Origin of the sequence: Mycolicibacter sinensis, assembly GCF_001667375.1 — a bacterium.
GTDB classification, from domain to species: domain Bacteria; phylum Actinomycetota; class Actinomycetes; order Mycobacteriales; family Mycobacteriaceae; genus Mycobacterium; species Mycobacterium sinense_A.
In genome coordinates, this window is the sequence record NZ_LZIN01000033.1 from 1 (window position 1) to 18,085 (window position 18,085).

The 18,085-nt window shown below is 66.7% G+C and carries 17 protein-coding genes; 11 read left to right on the forward strand and 6 right to left on the reverse strand.

The features are described from left to right. A partial coding sequence (locus tag A5771_RS05550) for a WS/DGAT domain-containing protein (protein ID WP_131808894.1) occupies positions 1-768 on the forward strand: 768 nt, incomplete at its 5' end. On the opposite strand, the gene A5771_RS05555 is transcribed toward A5771_RS05550, so the two are convergent. The 4 genes from A5771_RS05555 to fadD17 form a co-directional block, all read right to left on the reverse strand. Next, a complete protein-coding gene (locus A5771_RS05555; RefSeq protein ID WP_064854207.1) occupies positions 734-2,119 on the reverse strand; it encodes a PE-PPE domain-containing protein in 1,386 nt (461 codons plus the stop codon). The two genes, A5771_RS05550 and A5771_RS05555, sit on opposite strands and share 35 nt — an antisense overlap. Positions 2,120-2,203: 84 nt before the next feature. Beyond that, positions 2,204-3,757 (reverse strand): succinic semialdehyde dehydrogenase, encoded by a 1,554-nt coding sequence (locus A5771_RS05560; RefSeq protein ID WP_064854208.1) that lies wholly within the window; start codon positions 3,755-3,757, stop codon positions 2,204-2,206. A 39-nt stretch (positions 3,758-3,796) separates the two neighbouring features. Next, complete coding sequence (locus A5771_RS05565) at positions 3,797-4,585, reverse strand: hypothetical protein (RefSeq protein ID WP_234782963.1); 789 nt, start codon at positions 4,583-4,585, stop codon at positions 3,797-3,799. A 138-nt stretch (positions 4,586-4,723) separates the two neighbouring features. Then, positions 4,724-6,241, reverse strand: a complete 1,518-nt coding sequence (gene fadD17 / locus A5771_RS05570; RefSeq protein ID WP_064854209.1) for a long-chain-fatty-acid--CoA ligase FadD17 — start codon at positions 6,239-6,241, stop codon at positions 4,724-4,726. Between the two features lie 29 nt (positions 6,242-6,270). Between fadD17 and A5771_RS05575 the strand changes: the two genes are divergently transcribed. Then, positions 6,271-6,753: a nuclear transport factor 2 family protein gene (locus tag A5771_RS05575; protein ID WP_082947074.1), complete on the forward strand. Its 483-nt coding sequence runs from the start codon at positions 6,271-6,273 to the stop codon at positions 6,751-6,753. Between the two features lie 5 nt (positions 6,754-6,758). Here the strand turns inward: A5771_RS05575 and A5771_RS05580 are convergent, their stop codons facing one another. Continuing rightward, a complete protein-coding gene (locus A5771_RS05580) occupies positions 6,759-7,856 on the reverse strand; it encodes an acyl-CoA dehydrogenase family protein (RefSeq protein WP_064854210.1) in 1,098 nt (365 codons plus the stop codon). 33 nt (positions 7,857-7,889) lie between these two features. Next, positions 7,890-9,068 carry an acyl-CoA dehydrogenase gene (locus tag A5771_RS05585; protein ID WP_064854211.1) on the reverse strand — a complete coding sequence of 393 codons (1,179 nt, stop codon included), beginning with the start codon at positions 9,066-9,068 and terminating at the stop codon, positions 7,890-7,892. A gap of 192 nt (positions 9,069-9,260) precedes the next feature. On the opposite strand from A5771_RS05585, the gene A5771_RS05590 reads away from it, so the two are divergent. The 9 genes from A5771_RS05590 to A5771_RS05630 all read left to right on the forward strand — a co-directional run bounded on the left by A5771_RS05590 (position 9,261) and on the right by A5771_RS05630 (position 18,085). Next, positions 9,261-9,455 (forward strand): ferredoxin, encoded by a 195-nt coding sequence (locus A5771_RS05590; protein WP_064854212.1) that lies wholly within the window; start codon positions 9,261-9,263, stop codon positions 9,453-9,455. Positions 9,456-9,535: 80 nt separating this feature from the next. Continuing rightward, positions 9,536-10,450: a 3-oxoacyl-ACP reductase gene (locus A5771_RS05595; protein ID WP_064854399.1), complete on the forward strand. Its 915-nt coding sequence runs from the start codon at positions 9,536-9,538 to the stop codon at positions 10,448-10,450. Positions 10,451-10,661: 211 nt separating this feature from the next. After that, on the forward strand, positions 10,662-11,426 hold the full coding sequence (locus tag A5771_RS05600) for an MlaE family ABC transporter permease (RefSeq protein ID WP_013830557.1): 765 nt from the start codon (positions 10,662-10,664) through the stop codon (positions 11,424-11,426). A gap of 7 nt (positions 11,427-11,433) precedes the next feature. After that, entirely contained in the window at positions 11,434-12,276 is an 843-nt protein-coding gene (locus A5771_RS05605; protein ID WP_064854213.1) for an MlaE family ABC transporter permease, read from the forward strand. A 39-nt stretch (positions 12,277-12,315) separates the two neighbouring features. After that, positions 12,316-13,488, forward strand: coding sequence for an MCE family protein (locus A5771_RS05610; RefSeq protein WP_064854214.1), 1,173 nt, complete (start codon positions 12,316-12,318; stop codon positions 13,486-13,488). Then, positions 13,488-14,525, forward strand: coding sequence for an MCE family protein (locus tag A5771_RS05615; RefSeq protein ID WP_064854215.1), 1,038 nt, complete (start codon positions 13,488-13,490; stop codon positions 14,523-14,525). The genes A5771_RS05610 and A5771_RS05615 overlap by 1 nt, the downstream gene beginning before the upstream one ends. Beyond that, positions 14,512-15,570: an MCE family protein gene (locus tag A5771_RS05620; protein WP_064854400.1), complete on the forward strand. Its 1,059-nt coding sequence runs from the start codon at positions 14,512-14,514 to the stop codon at positions 15,568-15,570. The genes A5771_RS05615 and A5771_RS05620 overlap by 14 nt, the downstream gene beginning before the upstream one ends. Beyond that, a complete protein-coding gene (locus A5771_RS05625) occupies positions 15,567-16,901 on the forward strand; it encodes an MCE family protein (protein WP_064854216.1) in 1,335 nt (444 codons plus the stop codon). The genes A5771_RS05620 and A5771_RS05625 overlap by 4 nt, the downstream gene beginning before the upstream one ends. Further along, complete coding sequence (locus tag A5771_RS05630) at positions 16,898-18,085, forward strand: MCE family protein (protein WP_064854217.1); 1,188 nt, start codon at positions 16,898-16,900, stop codon at positions 18,083-18,085. Before A5771_RS05625 ends, A5771_RS05630 begins: the two co-directional genes overlap by 4 nt.

Genomic DNA, 18,085 nt, shown 5'->3' on the forward strand with positions numbered 1-18,085 from the left:
TTGACCCGCAAGCCGCCGCGCTACTTTGACGCTCCGGTGACCCGATTCAACGCCAGCGTGTCCCCGCACCGGCGAATCACCGGTGCCCGAGTCGAACTCGAGCGGGTCAAGGCGGTCAAGGACGCCTACGGCGTCAAGCTCAACGACGTGGTGCTGGCCATGGTCGCCGGTGCCGCCCGAGACTATCTGAGCAAGCGCGGCGAACTGCCCGACAAGCCGCTGGTCGCCCAGATTCCGGTGTCGACCCGCACGGAGGACAGCCAGGGTGAGATCGGCAACAAGGTCAGCTCGATGACGGTTTCGTTGGCCACCGACATCGAAGGGCCGAACCACCGGCTCAAGATGATTCACGAGAACACCCAGAGCGCCAAGCAGATGGCCAAGGCGCTCTCGGCGCATCAGATCATGGGACTCACCGACACCACCCCGCCCGGACTACTGCAGCTTGCCGCGCGTGCCTACACCGCGACCGGGCTGTCGAATCGGTTGGCCCCGATCAACCTCGTCGTTTCCAACGTGCCGGGCCCGCCCTTCCCGCTCTACATGGCCGGGGCGGAACTGGAATCGCTGGTGCCGCTGGGCCCGCCGGTCATGGACGTGGCGTTGAACATCACCTGCTTCTCCTACCGCGACCACCTCGATTTCGGGTTCGTCACCACCACCGAGGTCGCCGACGACATCGACGAGATGGCCGACGCGATCGAGCCGGCGCTGGCCGAGTTGGAGCGGGCCGCTAGCCGGGGAAAATCCCGGACAGGTCGGCGCTGATCGATTCGGCTGTACTGATCAGCGCGAAAGCTTCGAAGCCGGCGGCCAGCGTGTACAGGTAGGTGTTGTTGGCGATCGGGGCAAAGATCGCCTCCAGCAGGTTGCCCGACTGCAGGCCCTCGGTGAACCACTGCAGGTCATAGGTCGGGATGGTGGTGGTGACCCCGGTGATGACGTCGGCGGTCGGCAGCAGCGCCGCATAGGCCGTGGAGAACGCCGCGGTCAACGAGTTCACGAAGTCGGTCAGATTGAAGCTGCCCAGCGCCGCCGAGACCGCCGAGCTGGACGAGTTTGACAGGTCCAGCGAACCCAGGTCATCGGTGAACGCCTGGATTCCCGTCGGCACACCGGCCGCCGCCTCCTGAAACGCTTTGACGACCATGTCGGTGTCCGGGAACAACCCGAACGGGGTGGGCACATTGGCCGGGCCGGTGTCCCAGCCGTAGTCCGGGTCGCCGTAGCCCAGGTTCACCAGTGGGGTCAGGATCGGCTGCAGCAGGTCAGCAAGGGGCTTGCCCAGGCCGGGAATGAGCAACAGCGGTTGCAGCAGCGGCAGATACGGAACCGTCTCGTCGCTGAGCGGAATCCCGTAGTAGGTGGTCATGGTGTCGCCGACGGTGTCCAGTTTGACCGCGGACGCCAGCTGCTCGGCCGTCAGATCCTGGTAAGTGGGATGCACGAACTGGATGCCCAGAATCGAATTCAGGTCGGCCAGGAAGTTGATCGGGTAGCGCGGGATGTCCGAAAAGCCGTCGTAGGCCTGCATGTAGATGGTGGTGGGGTACAGGTCGTCGGGAGTGGCGCCGTTGAACGTGATTCCCAGGCTCGGGATGGTCACCCCGGTAAGCCGCTCGAACAACCCGCCGTCGGGCTGATTGGGGTCGGCCAGCAGCACGAACCCGACGTCGTCTTTCGAAATGTGGTCGGCCGCAAGCTCGCTCATCGTCATCGAGGAGATGGTGGAGCTCTGTGAGTCGCCGAGCACGGCGACGTGATTGCCTGCGGCGACCTGTTTTTCGATCGCGTCCTTGAGGATCGTCACGCCCTGGGCTTCGGATTGATCCAGCGTCAGGCTTTTGACTCCGGTGTAGAGCGCGTAGTTGCCTTCCGGGGTGAACAGCGCCTGCGGGACGTATCCGGGGAAGTTGGGCTGGACGTAGAGGGTGTTGTTGGTGTCCACATACTGGTCCGAGGGGATCGGATCGCCGCTGCCGCCGATGACGAACGCGATGTGCTCGCCGCTGGCCAGCCGGACCGACGTGGTGTGAACGTCGTGGGGCGCAGCCGCAGGTGCTACGACGAGTCCGGCGCCCAGCACCGCGGTAGTCAGGTAGGGCCGAAATGCGTGCATGTCCGCCTCCTTCGCAGGGCCGACCTACGAAGTGACGCTAAACCTCTCAGCAGACGCCTACAAGGGGCTACAGGTTGTTTTCAGCTACCGGCCAGGTAGCGCCTGCACGGCCCGGATCATCGGGGTCAGCAGCTTCTGCCACAACGGACCCGAAATCCCCAGCGGCGGATCCAGATTCAGCACCCGGGCGGTCGAGACCGTCTGCGACTCGGTGTACTTCAGAATGCCGTCGGCGCCGTGGCGCCGGCCCACCCCGGAGGCCTTCATTCCGCCCATCGGTGCCGCGGTGCTGCCGAAGGCCAGTGCATAGCCTTCGTCAACGTTGACGGTGCCGGACTTGATGCGGGCGGCGATCGCCTCGCCCTGGGCCTTGGTCGCGGCCCACACGCTGGCGTTGAGCCCATATTCGGTGTCGTTGGCGCGTGCGATCGCCTCATCGATGCTGTCGACGGGGTAGATGGAGACCACCGGGCCGAACGTCTCGTTGCGGCCGCACTCCATCTCGTCGGTGACGTCGGTCAGCACCGTGGGTTCGAAGAACAGCGGCCCGATGTCGGGGCGGGCGTTCCCGCCTGCGATCACCTTGGCGCCCTTGGCCTTTGCGTCGTCGACATGGTTGGAGACGGTCTTGATCTGGTCTTCGGAGATCAGGCTGCCCATGTCGGCGGAGAAGTCGTAGGCGCTCGAGAGCTTCATGGTCCGCACCTGCTCGGCGAACTTCGCGGCGAACTCGTCGGCGATCTCCCGCTCGACGTAGATCCGCTCGATCGAGATGCACAGCTGCCCGGCGTTGGAGAAGCAGGCACGGGTGGCGGCCTTGGCGACCTCGGTCAGATTCGCGCCCTTGGTAACGATCATCGGGTTCTTGCCGCCCAGCTCCGCGGAGAACCCGATCAGCCGGGCGCCGCACTGTTCGGCCAGTGACCGGCCGGTGGCGCTGGAGCCGGTGAACATCAGATAGTCGCACTGCTGCACGATCGCCGTGCCGACCACCGACCCCGGGCCGGGCACCACCGCGAACAGCTCACGCGGCAACCCGGCCTGATACAGCAGTTCCGCATTGGCCAGCGTGCAGTACGGAGTCTGGCTGTCCGGCTTCACCACCACCGCATTACCGGCCAGCAAAGCCGGGATGGCATCTGAAATCGACAGCGTCATCGGGTAATTCCACGGCGAGATGACCCCGACGACGCCCTTGGGGTGATGGTTGACCACGGTTTTGACGATGCCGGGCAGCAGCCCCTGCACCCGCTTGGGGGCCAGCAACTTGGCGGCCTGACGCGCGTAGTACCGCGCGTTGAGCATGATGTCGACGATCTCCTCCTGGGCCGCCGAGCGAGCCTTGCCGGTCTCGGCCTGGGCGACGTCCATCAGGAAGTCCCGGTTGGCGATCACCAGGTCGCGGTAGCGCTCGATGATCGCGCAGCGCTCCTTGACGTTGCGGGAGGCCCACTGCTGCTGCGCGGCACGGGCCTTGGCGAAGGCCGCCGTCACGTCATCGGCGGTCCCGATCGGGATGGTGGTAAGGGCTTTGCCGGTGAAGACCTCGTCGATGGTCTTCGACTGCCGGGCGTCGATGTCGTCGATGGCGACCAGGGCGCGCAGCCGGTCGAAATCTGCGGCGGACGGAGCGGACATGGCTATCTCCTACTGGCGGGTAAGTGCTTAGCCGCCAACCTACCCCGCGCAGCGGCCACCCGGTAGCTGGGCGGCGTTGGCTTTGAGCCACTCGGTCATCTGGTTGAGCGCCGCCACCCCGGAATCGAAGCTGCCGTCTTTCGGTTCGGCGGCCAGCGCCACCGCCAGCTGGCCGTGGGGTGTGCCCACCACGCCGAACTGCCGCACCAGATAGCCCCCGCCCGGGCCGGGGCCCCAGCCGCCCTTGGTCGGGGCGCCGATGGCGGCCAATCCCCAACGCTGGTTGGAGACGGTGTTGTTCATCAGGCTGTAGACGGGTGCTGCCGCGGGCATGCACGGCAGGTGGGCGGCGAACACGGCCTGGCGGGCCAGCGGCCACTGGGTCTGGCCGAACGCACTGAATTCCGGGCGCAGCCGCCGGGATTCGACCGCGGTGCCGGCGTCGCCGCCGGCGCGCAGCACGGCCTGCACCTGTTGGGCGGCCTGCGGCGCCGGCCCGAGCTCGGACCACAACTTCTCGGCGGCGTCGTTGTCGGAGGCGGTGACGGCCCGGGCGGCCAGGTCCTGTGCGTTCGGGCGGTTGGCGTGAATCGCCGCGATCGCCAGCGGGACCTTGATGGTCGACCAGGCGACGCCGTTCTGCAGGTTGCCGAGCGTGCCGGCACCGTTTTGGCCGACCGGGGCATAGGCGATGCCGACGTTGGCCGGGATGGTGGTGGCCAGCCGGGTGAAGCCGGCCTGCAGTGGCTCGGCGGATACGGGCGAGGCGAGGGCAAGGGCCAGGACGACGGCCAGGGCCGCGATGAGTGCTCGGCGGGCTGCGGGCATTGCCTCAGTATTGCGCGCCGGGCGGTCAGATCGGTGGTGGCGCGGCGGGCGGGTCGGCCGAAGCCCCGATATCGCCCGCGGTATCCAAACTGAACACAACACACCCTTATCCGCAGAGGATGGTGGTGAGGTCTCGGACTACCGGGCGATCCGGAACACCGGATCGCCGCAGTCCACACCTTCGGCCGACAACACCCGCTTGAGCACCTTGAATGTCTCGGTGCGCGGCAGTTCGGCGGCCACGCGGACGTACGACGGCCATTGTTTGGGCCCCAGATCGGGCTGCTCGGCCAAGAACACCCGAAAGTCCGCGGGATCGAACGACGCCCCAGAAGCCAGGACCAGTGCGGCCATCACCTGATCGCCCACCGAAGGGTCGGGGATCGGATACACCGCGACCTGGGCGACATCGTTGTGGCGCAACAGGATCCGCTCGATCGGCGCGGTGCCCAGGTTCTCGCCGTCCACCCGCATCCAATCACCCAACCGGCCGGCGAAGTAGGCGTAGCCGGCTTCGTCGCGGTAGGCCAGGTCGCCGGTGTGGTAGATGCCGCCGGCCATCCGTGCCGCCTCGGCATCGGGGTCACGATAATAGCCGCGGAACTGGCCGCGCCCGCTGGTATTCACCAGCTCGCCCACCACGCCGGGTGGGCATTCCTCTCCGGTCTCGACGTCGATGATCGCGTTCCCATCGACCAGCGGGCCCAGCGCGCCGGCTGGGGTTTCCGGGGTGCGCGCGATGGCCACCCCGCCCTCGGTGGAGCCGAAGGCATCGACCACCACACAGCCGAACCGATCCGCGAACCGTTCCAGATCCCGCGGCGCACCCTCGTTGCCGTACAGCACCCGAAGCGGATTATCGGCGTCGTCGGGTTGCGGTGGAGTGGCCAGCACGTACGACAGCGGCTTGCCCACGTAGTTGGCGTAGGTCACGCCGAAGCGCCGCACGTCGGGGATGAACCCGGACGCGGAGAATTTGCGCCGCAACGCGATCGACGCGCCCGCGGCCACCGCTACCGACCAACCGGCCATCACCGCGTTGGAATGGAACAGGGGCATCGACAGGTAGCAGACGTCCGAGGGGCCCAGCCCGAACCGTTGCGAGAGCAGCAGGCCCGGGAAGGCCGCCTTCCACTGCGTGCAGCGCACCGCCTTCGGGTCCCCACTGGTGCCGGAGGTGAAGATCAGCATGAACAGGTCGTCGGGATCGGCGTCGCGGAACGTCACCGGAGCGCCGGCGTAAGCGGCCAATTCCGCTTCCCAAGAAAAAGATTCGACGTCGACCGCTCCCGGGACGGACGCGTCGGTGCTGTTGTCTGCCAATACCAGCTGGCAGTCGGCGTGGGCGACGTCGCGCTCCAGTGCTGCTCCTCGGCGGGTGGGGTTCAAGCCCACCGGAACCAGTCCGGTCAGTGCAGCTGCCACCAGCACCGTCGAGAAGAACGGGGTGTTGCCCAGCAGCACGCCGACGTGCGGCGGCTTGTCCGGGTCGAGGCGGGCCCGAAGCGCCGCACCCAGCGCCGCCCCCGCCGCGATGTGGTCTCGCCAGCTGACGAACGAGTCCTCGAAATACACACCGCGGTCGTCCACCTCAGCCAGGGGGGCCAGCAGTGCTGTGACGGTGGACTGTTCGTCGATGAGGGCCGGTGCTGACATGGGGGTCAGATTAGTGCTGCAATAGGGCGGTGACTGACATCGACGCCATTGCCGCCATCGACGCCATCAAACAGGTCAAGTACCGCTACCTGCGTGCGCTGGACACCAAACATTGGGACGACTTCGCGACCACGCTGGCCGAGGACGTCACCGCCGACTACGGCAAGTCGATGGGCAGCGACCACAGCTTCACCGACCGCGAGTCGCTGGTGGAGTTCATGCGTTCCTCGCTGCCGGCGACGATCATCAGCGAGCACCGGGTCAACCACCCCGAGATCACCTTGACCGGCCCCGACAACGCGACCGGAATCTGGTACCTGCAGGACCGGGTGATCATTCCCGACTACAACCTGATGCTGATCGGTGCCGCGTTCTACCACGACACCTACCGGCGCACCGCCGATGGCTGGAAGATCAGCTCCACCGGCTACCAGCGCACCTACGACGCCACCATGCCGTTGACGGACATCCCCGGATTCAAGGTGACGTTCGGAGAAGCGCTGCACCGCTGAGTCGCCTAGACCGGGGTCTCGGCCAGCTCCCGCCCGATCGTCAACAGCTGACCGGTGGCGCCGCCGAGTGCGAACTCGGTCTGCTTGGCGGCCAGGAAGTAGCGGTGAATCGGGTGGTCGATGTCGATGCCGACCCCGCCGTGGATGTGGACGATGCTGTGCGCCACCCGATGCCCGGCCTCGGCGGCCCAGAAGGCGGCCGTGGCAACCTGGCTGGCGGCCGGCAGTCCTTCGCCGACCCGCCAGGCCGCCTGGGTCAGGGTGAGGCGCAGTCCCTTGACGTCGATGTAGCCGTCGGCCAGCCGTTGTGACACGGCCTGGAAGCTGCCGATCGGCTTGTCGAACTGTTCGCGCTCGCGGGCGTATTCGGCCGTCAGGATCAGGCCACGCTCCAGCACCCCCAGCTGGTAGGCGCTGTGGCCCAGCGCAGACAGACTGGTCAGGTGGTCGAGTACTTCGGCTCCGCCGACGAGGCGGCCCGCATCCAGCTCGGTCCCGGACAGCTCCAGGTGCCCGACGCTGCCCAGGCCGGTGGTCGCCAACGGCGTCACCGTCACGCCGGGGTCCGTCGCGGCAACTAGGAAAACGCTGGTCCCGGAATCGGTTTCGGCCGGCACCAGGAAAGCGTCGGCGACCGGGGCGAACGCGACCTGGGTGCGGGAGCCGGTGAGCCGGAAGCCGGCGCCGCTTTTAGCAGCCCGCACCGGGCCCTCACCCATGTCGCCGTCGAGTGCGGCGGTGAGGATCTTCTCCCCGGTCACGGCCGGTGCGCCCCAGTCCTGCTGCAACTGCGCGGAGCCGAACTTGGCCAGCGTCTCCGCGCCCAGCACCACCGACTCCAGGTAGGGCACCGCGGCCAGTTGGCGGCCCAGCGCGGTCAGGATCGCCGCTTGCTCCAAGACGCCGAACCCACCGCCGCCCAGCGCCTCGCTCGCGGCACTGGACACGACGTCGGCGTCGATGAGCTTGCGCCACAGCCCGCTGTCGAAGCGCTGCTCCAGCCCGTCCAGCTCACGCTGGTGCTCCGGGGTGCACACCGCATCCACAATGGTGCCGACCAGACCCGAAAGGTCGTCGGCCGCTTCGGTGGTGGTGAAGTCCATGAGTGCTTGCCTCCAAGTCCTGTGAGTGTCAGATCAGCGGTTGCGGGGCAAGCCCAGGGCCACCATGCCGATGATGTCGCGCTGCACCTCGTTGGTGCCGCCGCCGAACGTCAGGATCAAACACGCTCGGTGCATCCGCTCCACCCGGCCGCGCAGCAGTGCGCCGGGGGAGTCCTGGCGCACCGTAGCCGCGGTACCGAGCACCTCCATCAGCAGCCGGTAGGCCTCGGTGGCCAGCTCGGTGCCGAACACCTTGGCCGCCGAGGCGTCCGCCGGCGAAGGAGCAGCGTCGGTCGCGGATGCCAACTCCCAGTTGTAGAGCTTGAGCACCTCGGCCTTGGCGAGCACCCGGGCCAGGTTGAGCTGCACCCACTGCGAGTCGATGATCCGGTTGCCGTGGGCGTCTTTGGTGTTCTGCGCCCAGTCGCGGACCTCGTCGAGCGCCAAGAAGATCGGCTGCGCCGACACCAAGGCAACCCGCTCGTGGTTGAGCTGGTTGGTCACCAGCTTCCAACCCGCGTTCTCCTCACCGACCAGGCTGCTCACCGGCACCCGGACGTCGGAGTAGTAGGTGGCGCTGGTGTCCGGGCCGGCCATGGTGTGCACCGGTGTCCAGGAGAAGCCCTCGGCCGTGGTCGGAACGATCAGCATCGAGATCCCGCGGTGTTTTTTGGCCTCCGGGTTGGTCCGAGCCGCCAGCCACACGTAGTCGGCATAGGCGATCAGCGACGTCCACATCTTCTGGCCGTTGATCACGTAGTCGTCGCCGTCGCGGACCGCGGTGGTACGCAGCGAGGCCAGGTCGGTGCCGGCGCCCGGCTCGGAGTAGCCGATCGCGAAATGCAGGTCACCGGCGGCGATCTTGGGCAGAAAGAACTTCTTCTGCTCCTCGGTGCCGAACGCCATGATCGTCGGCGCGACGCTGTTGATGGTCAAAAACGGCACCGGGGCGCCGGCGATCGCGGCCTCGTCGGTGAAGATCAACTGTTCCATCGACGAGCGCGCCTGGCCGCCGTACTCCGTCGGCCAGCTCAGGGTCAGCCAGCCGTCCTTGCCCATCTGGGCGACGGTCTCCCGATAGACGTTGCCGGTGCCGTACTCGCCCTGCGTCGAGCTCAGGGCCTCGCGACGCTCCGGGGTCATCAGCCCGGTGAAATAGGACCGCAGTTCGGCCCGCAGCTCTTCTTGGGCGGGCGTGTAGCTGATCTGCATCGGGGGAGTCCTTCGCTGGTGATCGGTGTCACGATAGGATTCTGTGGCGACAGCCCGTTGTAACACGTTCTAGTCTCGGGGTCCAACGGCCCTAGCTCGGTGCGTGCGCGAGCTGTTGGATCGTAGGGTGACAGTAGCGGACAATGACGGGCGGAAATGTCCGTCCGGCGCAGGGTTTTTACAGGAGATGTCATGCGAGTTGAGGTGGATCTGGATCGTTGCGAGGGCAACGCGATTTGCGTCGGAATCGACCCCGACCTCTTCGATCTGAACGATGATGAGCAGGCTGTCGTCAAGATGGCACCAGTCCCGGCCGACCGCGAAGCCCATGCCATGCAGGCCATCGCCGAGTGCCCGCGGGCCGCACTGCGCCGGGTCGAGGACTAACCTCCCAGCCACAGGCAACTAGAGGTATTCATACCGCCGGCGACGATGCAGCGCGCCGGCGACGAGGAGGAGTGGCGTACATGAGTGCGAACGACAACGCGGCCGATCTGTCCGGAAAGGTCGCCGTGGTGACTGGCGCCGCCGCCGGGTTGGGCCGGGCGGAGGCGATCGGGCTGGCGCGCTCCGGTGCGACCGTGGTCGTCAACGACATCGCGCCGGCGCTGGAATCCTCCGACGTGATCGACCAGATCGCCGCCGCCGGCGGCAAAGGTGTTCCGGTGGCCGGTGACATCAGCCAGCGCTCCACCGCCGATGACCTGGTGAGCACCGCCGAAGGCCTGGGCGGGCTGAGCATCGTCGTCAACAACGCCGGGATCACCCGGGACCGGATGCTGTTCAACATGTCCGACGACGACTTCGACGCCGTGATCGCGGTGCACCTGCGCGGACACTTCCTGCTGACCCGCAACGCGGCCGCCTATTGGCGGCAGAAGGCCAAGGATTCCGACGGGACCGTCTACGGCCGGATCGTCAATACCTCCTCGGAGGCCGGCCTGATGGGTCCGGTCGGGCAGGCCAACTACGGCGCGGCCAAGGCGGGGATCACCGCGCTGACGCTGTCGGCGAGCCGGGCGCTGAGCCGCTACGGCGTTACCGCCAATGCGATCTGCCCGAGGGCCCGCACCGCGATGACCGCCGATGTGTTCGGTGAAGCGAAGGTAGCCGAAGGCGAGATCGACCCGCTGTCGCCCGAGCACGTGGTGACCCTGGTCCGGTTCCTGGCGTCTCCGGCGTCGGCGGCGGTCAACGGACAGGTCTTCGTGGTCTACGGACCCGAGGTGACGCTGATGGCCGCGCCGACGGTGGAACGAAAGTTCAGCGCCGAAGGTCAGGCTTGGGATCCGGCGGGGCTGTCGGACACGCTGGCGAATTACTTCTCCGGCCGGGATCCGCGCCGGACGTTCTCCGCCTCCGAGCTGATGGACGCCGATTAGAACGCGTTTCAGCTAGGGTTGGCCACGATGGTCCTGACCAGGACAAATAGCCAGCCTAGTGTTCTTTGACACTGCGAACTTGTTCTAGTTAGTATGATCCGGCTCACGCGAGGCGCCGTCTGAATCGCTCGAACAACACCGGTCACACGCCGCGTCCGGATACAGTTTTGCGACCACCGGCAACCCCGGATGCCCAAGGGAAGGACGAGCCTTGATCGAACAGCTCACGGTTCCGGCCCGGGCCGTGGGCGGATTCGTCGAGATGTCGATAGACACCTTCCGGGCGATGTTCCGCCGCCCGTTCCAGTACCGCGAGTTCCTCGACCAGACCTGGATGATCGCCCGCGTTTCGCTGGTGCCGACTCTGCTGGTCGCCATCCCGTTCACCGTGCTGGTGGCGTTCACCCTCAACATCCTGCTGCGCGAGATCGGCGCCGCCGACCTGTCCGGTGCCGGAACCGCGTTCGGCACCATCACCCAGCTGGGTCCGGTGGTCACCGTGCTGGTGGTGGCCGGCGCCGGTGCCACCGCCATCTGCGCCGACCTGGGCGCCCGGACGATCCGCGAAGAGATCGACGCGATGCGGGTGCTGGGCATCGACCCGATCCAGCGGCTGGTGGTGCCCCGCGCGCTGGCCTCGACGTTCGTCGCGCTGCTGCTCAACGGGCTGGTCTGCGCGATCGGCTTGGTCGGTGGCTACGTCTTCTCGGTCTTCCTGCAAGGCGTCAACCCGGGCGCGTTCATCAACGGGCTCACCGTGCTGACCGGGCTCGGGGAGCTGGTGATGGCCGAGATCAAGGCGCTGCTGTTCGGTACGGCGGCCGGACTGATCGGGTGCTATCGCGGGCTGACTGCCAAGGGTGGTCCGCAGGGCGTCGGCAACGCGGTGAACGAGACCGTCGTCTACGCCTTCATCTGCCTGTTCGTCATCAACGTCGTCATGACCGCGATCAGCGTCCGGGTCCTGGTCAAGTGAGCCACCGATGAGCTACGACGCCACGCTCCGGTTCAAGCGGATGTTCCGCTGGGCACCCAAAGCCGTCGACAACTTCGGCGAGCAGGCGCTGTTTTACGCCGAGTCGATCCGCTACGTCCCGAACGCGCTGACCAAGTACCGCAAGGAGACGATCCGGCTGATCGCCGAGATCACCATGGGCACCGGGGCGCTGGCGATCATCGGCGGCACCGTCGGGGTGGCCACCTTCTTGACCCTGGCCTCCGGCGGCGTGATCGCGGTGCAGGGCTTCTCCTCGCTGGGCAACATCGGCATCGAGGCGTTGACCGGCTTCTTATCGGCGTTCCTCAACGTGCGGATCGTGGCGCCGGTGGTCGCCGGGATCGCCCTGGCCGCCACCATCGGGGCCGGCACCACCGCGCAGCTCGGGGCCATGCGGGTCGCCGAGGAGATCGACGCCGTCGAATCGATGGCGGTGCATGCGGTGTCGTATCTGGTGTCCACCCGGTTGGTGGCCGGCCTGATCGCGATCATCCCGCTGTACTCCCTGTCGGTGCTGGCGGCGTTCTTCGCCGCCCGCTCCACCACGGTGTTCATCAACTCGCAGTCGCCCGGTCTCTATGACCACTACTTCGACACCTTCCTGATTCCGACCGACTTGCTGTGGTCCTTTCTCCAGGCCATCATCATGTCGATCGCGGTGATGCTGGTGCACACCAACTACGGCTTCAACGCGGCGGGCGGCCCGGTCGGCGTGGGCATCGCGGTGGGTCAGGCGGTGCGGACGTCGCTGGTCGTGGTGGTCGTCATCACCTTGTTCGTTTCACTTGCCGTCTACGGCGGGTCCGGTAACTTCAACCTCTCGGGATAGCAAGGGAATCAGGTGAACACAGGATCGAGTCGTACCCAGGTGCGGATTGCTGCGGCAGTCCTGGGTGCCATCCTGCTTGCCGCCACGGTGTTCACCTACCTTTCCTATACCTCGGTGTTCACCCCCACCGACAAGGTCACCGTCACGTCGCCGCGTGCCGGCCTCGTGATGGAGCGGGACGCCAAGGTCAAGTACCGCGGAATCCAGGTCGGCAAGGTCAAGGCGATCAAGTACCAGGGCAACCAGGCCAAACTCATCCTGGCCATGGACAGCTCGGCGATGTCCTACATCCCATCGAACGCCGCGGTGCACATCGCCAGCAACACCGTCTTCGGAGCCAAGTCGGTGGAGTTCATCCCGCCGCCGGTGCCTTCCGGCAACGCGTTGCGCAGCGGCACCAACGTGCAGGCCTCCGACGTGCAGCTGGAAGTCAACACGCTGTTCGAAAAGCTCACCGATGTGCTCGACAAGATCGACCCGGTGCAGCTCAACGGGACGATCAGTGCGCTGGCCGAAGGCCTGCGGGGCAATGGCGACAACCTGGGCGGGTTGCTGTCCGGGCTGAACGGCTACCTGGAGAAGTTCAATCCCAAACTGCCGCAACTGCAGACGGGCTTCGCCAAGACCGGGGTCGTCGGCAACATCTACGGGGACGCGGCACCGGACCTGGCGACGACTTTTGACAATATCCCGACGATCAGCAAGACACTGGTCGACCAGCGCGACAACCTGAGTAAGGCGCTGCTGGCGACCACCGGGCTGGCCAACAACGGCTACGACACCTTCGCGCCGGCCGCCGACGACTTCATCGCCGGCATCCAGCGCTTCCGCGCCATGGCAACTCTGCTGGGCGACTACTCGCCGGAGTTCGGCTGCCTGTTCAAGGGCATCAAAGGCGCGCTGGAGAAGTTCGGCCCGTCGCTGGGGGGCACCAAGCCGGCGCTGTACGTGCACTCCAACTTCCTGCCGGGCGCGCCGGCCTACACCTACCCGGAGAGCCTGCCGGTGGCCAACGCGAGCGGCGGCCCGAACTGCCGCGGGCTGCCGGACATCCCCAGCAAGCAGTTCGGCGGATCCTGGTTCCGGTCGCCGTTCCTGGTGACCGACAACGCCTATATCCCGTTCCAGCCGAACACCGAGGTGCAGTTCGACGCCCCCTCCACCGCGCAGTTCCTCTTCAACGGCGCCTACGCGGAACGGGATGAGTACTGATGAGCCATCGAAGCACGCTGATCAGGGTCGCCCTCTTCACCGCGGCGATGCTGCTGGTCTCGGCCGGGCTGGTAGTGGTGTTCGGCGAATTCCGGTTCGCGTCCAACCACACCTACCATGCCGACTTCGCCAGTGCGTCCCGGCTCAAAGGTGGCGAGGACGTGCGGATCGCCGGCATCCCGGTGGGCACGGTGAAACGCGTCGAGCTGACCCGCGACAACAGCGTCAGCGTCACCTTCGACGTCGACAAGCGCTACCAGATCTACGACTCGACCCGCGCACTGATCCGGTACGAGAACCTGGTCGGCGACCGGTATCTGGAGATCGCCTCCGGCGCAGGCGACCTGCGCAAGCTGCCGCCCGGGGGCACCATCAACCGGGATCACACCCAACCGGCACTGGATCTGGATGCGCTGCTGGGCGGGCTGCGCCCGGTGTTCAAAGGCCTGGACGGCAACAAAATCAACGAGATCAGCAACGCGATCATCGAGCTGCTGCAGGGCCAGGGCGGCGCGCTGACGCAGATGCTGGCCAGCACCAGCTCGTTCACCACCACGCTGGCCTCCCGCGATCAGCTGATCGGCGACGTCATCAACAACCTCAACACGGTGCTGACCACCGTCGACGACAAGAGCGAGCAGTTCGACGCCACGGTCGACCGGCTGCAGCAGCTCATCAGTGGTCTGGCCGAGGGCAAGGACGCGATCGCCGGCGCGATCGGCCCGCTGGCATCGGTCGAGAACGACCTCACCGACACCCTGCGCCGCACTCGTCGGCCGCTGCAAGGGGTGATCGAGAACGTCCGGCCGTTTGCCACCGTGTTGGACAGACGCAAGGACGAACTCAACGCGGTGATCGACCCGCTGGAGGAGAACTACCTGCGGCTCAACGCGCTCGGCGCCTACGGCTCGTTCTTCAACATCAACTACTGCACAGTCTCCATGAAGTTCAACGGGCCGGCCGGCAGCGACATCATCCTGCCGATGGGTGGCCAGGCCGACACCACCAAGGGGAGGTGCTCTCCTGTCAAGAATTGATGGCGTAAACCCGGTTCGCACGGGCACATTGGGCATCGCGCTGATCGCGTGCCTGGTCTTGGTGTCATTCGGCTACTCCAGCCTGCCGTTCTATCCGCAGGGCAAGACCTACCAGGGCTACTTCGCCGACGCCGGGGGCATCATTCCCGGCAACGACGTGACGGTGTCCGGGATCCGGGTCGGCAAGGTGACCAAGGTGGCGCTGGCCGGGGCCAGCGCGAAGGTCAGTTTCACCGTCGACCGCAAGGTCCGGGTGGGCGATCAGTCGCTGGCCGCGATCCGCACCGACACCGTGCTGGGCGAGAAGGCGCTGTCGGTCACACCCGGCGGCGCGGGCTCCGTGACGACGATCCCGTTGGACCGGACCCGGGCGCCGTACACGCTCAACAACGCGCTGCAAGACCTCGGGGGCAATGTCCGCGACCTGGACAAGCCGCGATTCGAAGAGGCGCTGGGCGTGCTCACCGACTCGATGCGCGAGGCGACCCCGCAGTTGCGCGGCGCGCTGGACGGGGTGGCCGCGCTATCACGCAGCATCAACCGCCGTGACGAAGCGTTGGGCCAGTTGCTGACGCATGCCAAGTCGGTCACCGGGGTGCTCAATCAGCGGGCCGGACAGGTCAACCGCCTGGTGCTCGACGGGAACCAGCTCTTCGCCGCGCTGGACGAGCGCCGGCAGGCCCTCGGCGCCTTGATCGGCGGCATCGACGATGTGTCGCAACAGCTTTCCGGTGTCGTCGCCGACAATCAGCAGCAGATCGGTCCGACGCTCAACAAGCTCAACCTGGTGCTGGACAATCTGATCGAACGCAAGGACCGGATCGCCGGAGCGCTGGAGCGGTTGCCCGGATATGCCACCACGCTCGGCGAGGTGGTGTCCTCGGGTCCGGGCTTCCAGATCAACCTGTACGGTCTGCCGCCGCCCACCTTGTCAGAGGTGCTGCTCGACATCTACTTCCAGCCCGGCAAGATCCCGGACAGCCTGGCCGACTACCTGCGTGGAATGATCACCGACCGCACCTGGATTAAGCCGAAGTCGCCATGACGCAACGCCTGTCACGCATTGTTCTCGCCGGGGTGCTCGTCGCACTTCTGGTCGCCGGCGTGTACGTGGTGCTGCCCGCACAGCGTGGCTACCGGATCACCGGCTACTTCGCCTCGGCGGTGGGCCTGTACCCGGGTGACGACGTCCGGGTGGTCGGGGTGCCGGTGGGGCGGGTCGAGTCCATCGAACCCCGTGCCGAGAATGTCAAGATCACCATGACGGTGAACAACGACGTGCCGCTGCCGGCCGACGCACACGCGGTGCTGATGGCGCCGAACATCGTGTCGGCGCGGGTGATTCAGCTGGCGCCGGCCTATACCGGCGGCGAGACGTTGGCCGACGGTGCGGTGCTCGACGAGAACCGCACCGCGGTGCCGGTCGAGTGGGACGAGGTCAAGAAGGAGCTGACACAGCTCAGCGCGCAACTGGGACCCGAGCAGGGCAAGCTCAACGGGCCGCTGAGCGCCTTCGTCAACCAGGCCGCCGACACTTTCGACGGTAACGGCGACTCGTTCCGCAGCGCCCTGCGCGAGCTCTCGGCGACCACCGGCCGGCTCGGCGACTCACGTACCGACCTGTTCGGCACGGTCAAGAATCTGCAGGTTCTGGTCGACGCGCTGTCGGGCAGCAATGAACAGCTCGTGCAGTTCACCGGCCATGTCGCGGCGGTGTCGGCGGTGCTGGCCGACAGCTCGGCCGACCTGGACGCCACGCTGGGCACGCTGAACCAGGCGCTGCGCGATGTGCGCGGCTTCCTGCACGACAACAACGACGCGTTGATCACCCAGGTCAACAAGCTGTCGGAGTTCAGCAAGGTGCTCTCGGATTCGAGCGAGAACTTCGAGCAGGTGCTGCACATCACGCCGCACGGTCTGACCAACTTTTACAACATCTACAACCCCGCGCAGGGCACCTTGAGTGGTCTACTGTCGCTGCCGGACTTCGCCAACCCGGTGCAGTTCATCTGCGGCGGTGTCTTCGACATCGGTTCGGTGCCGGACAACTTCAAGAGGGCCGAGATCTGCAAGGAGCGGATGGGCCCGGTCATGCGCCGCTGGTCGATGAACTTCGTGCCGTTCCTGTTCCACCCGATCAACTCGATCACCGCCTACAAGGGCCAGATCATCTACGACACCCCGGCCACCGAGGCCAAGGCGCAGACCCCGGTGCCCTACCTGAAATGGATGCCGGCGCCGGGTGTCACGCCGCCGAGCAACGAGGATGTCGCCGCACTGTTCCTGCCGCCGCCGGCGCCGGGACAGCTGGGCGCGGCGCCCGGCCCGACCGGCCCGCAGCAGCCGGGGGCCGGCGCACCACGGGAGGGCGGATGAGCGTGAAGTCTCTTGCCGGCGCCGTTCGGCGGGCCGGTCGGCGCGGCGCTGCCCTGGGCGCCGGGGCGCTGGTGCTGTCCGGCTGCCAGTTCGGCGGGCTGAACTCGCTGAACATGCCGGGCACCGCCGGCCACGGCCGTGGCTCTTACAGCATCACGGTGCAATTACCGGACGTGACCACGTTGCCGCAGAACTCACCGGTGATGGTCGACGACGTCACCGTGGGCAGCGTCTCCGGCCTGCAGGCCGTGCAGCAGCCCGACGGCAGCTTCTACGCGGCGGTCAAGTTGTCGTTGGACGGCGACGTCGTGCTGCCGGCCAACGCCGTCGCGAAGGTCGCCCAGACCTCGCTGCTGGGCTCCCAGCACATCGACCTGTCCGAACCGCACGACGAGCCGCCGGTCGGGCGGCTTAATCCCGGCGACCAGATCCCGCTCAGCCGGACCGGGCGCTACCCCAGCACCGAAGAGGTGCTGTCGTCACTGGGTGTGGTGGTCAACCAGGGCAATCTCGGTGCGCTGCAAGACATCACCGAGGAGGCGTACGCGGCGGTCGCCGGCCGGGCCGGCACGTTCGCGGGGCTGCTGCCCCGGCTAGCCGAGCTCACCGCGTCGCTGGACCGCCAGGCCCACGACATCATCGCCGCCGCTGACGGCCTGAACCGGGTCGGGGCGACCCTGGCCCGCAGCGCCCCCAGCCTGGCACGCGCGCTGGACACCATGCCCGAGGCGTTGGCGGTGCTCAATGACAACCGCGCCAACATCGTCGACGCATTCGGGGCGCTGCAGCGGCTGGCGACGGTCGGATCACGGATCCTGTCCGAGACCAAAGAAGACTTCGCCGCCGACATCAAGGGCCTCTACCCCGTCGTCAAGTCGTTCGCCGACAACGCCAACGAACTGGTGACGGCGTTCCCATTCATCCCGACGTTCCCGTTCCCGTCGATGTATCTGCGCAACGCGGTGCGCGGCGACTTCCTCAACGTCTACGTCACCTTCGACTTGACGTTGCGGCGGTTCGGCGAGTCGGTGTTCACCACCGGCGCCTTCGATCCGAACATGCCGCACATGCATGACGTCCTGAACCCGCCCGACTTCTTGATCGGTCAGATGGCCAACCTCTCCGGACAGGCCGCCGACCCGTTCAAGATCCCGCCCGGCACCGCTGCCAACTACGGGGATTGA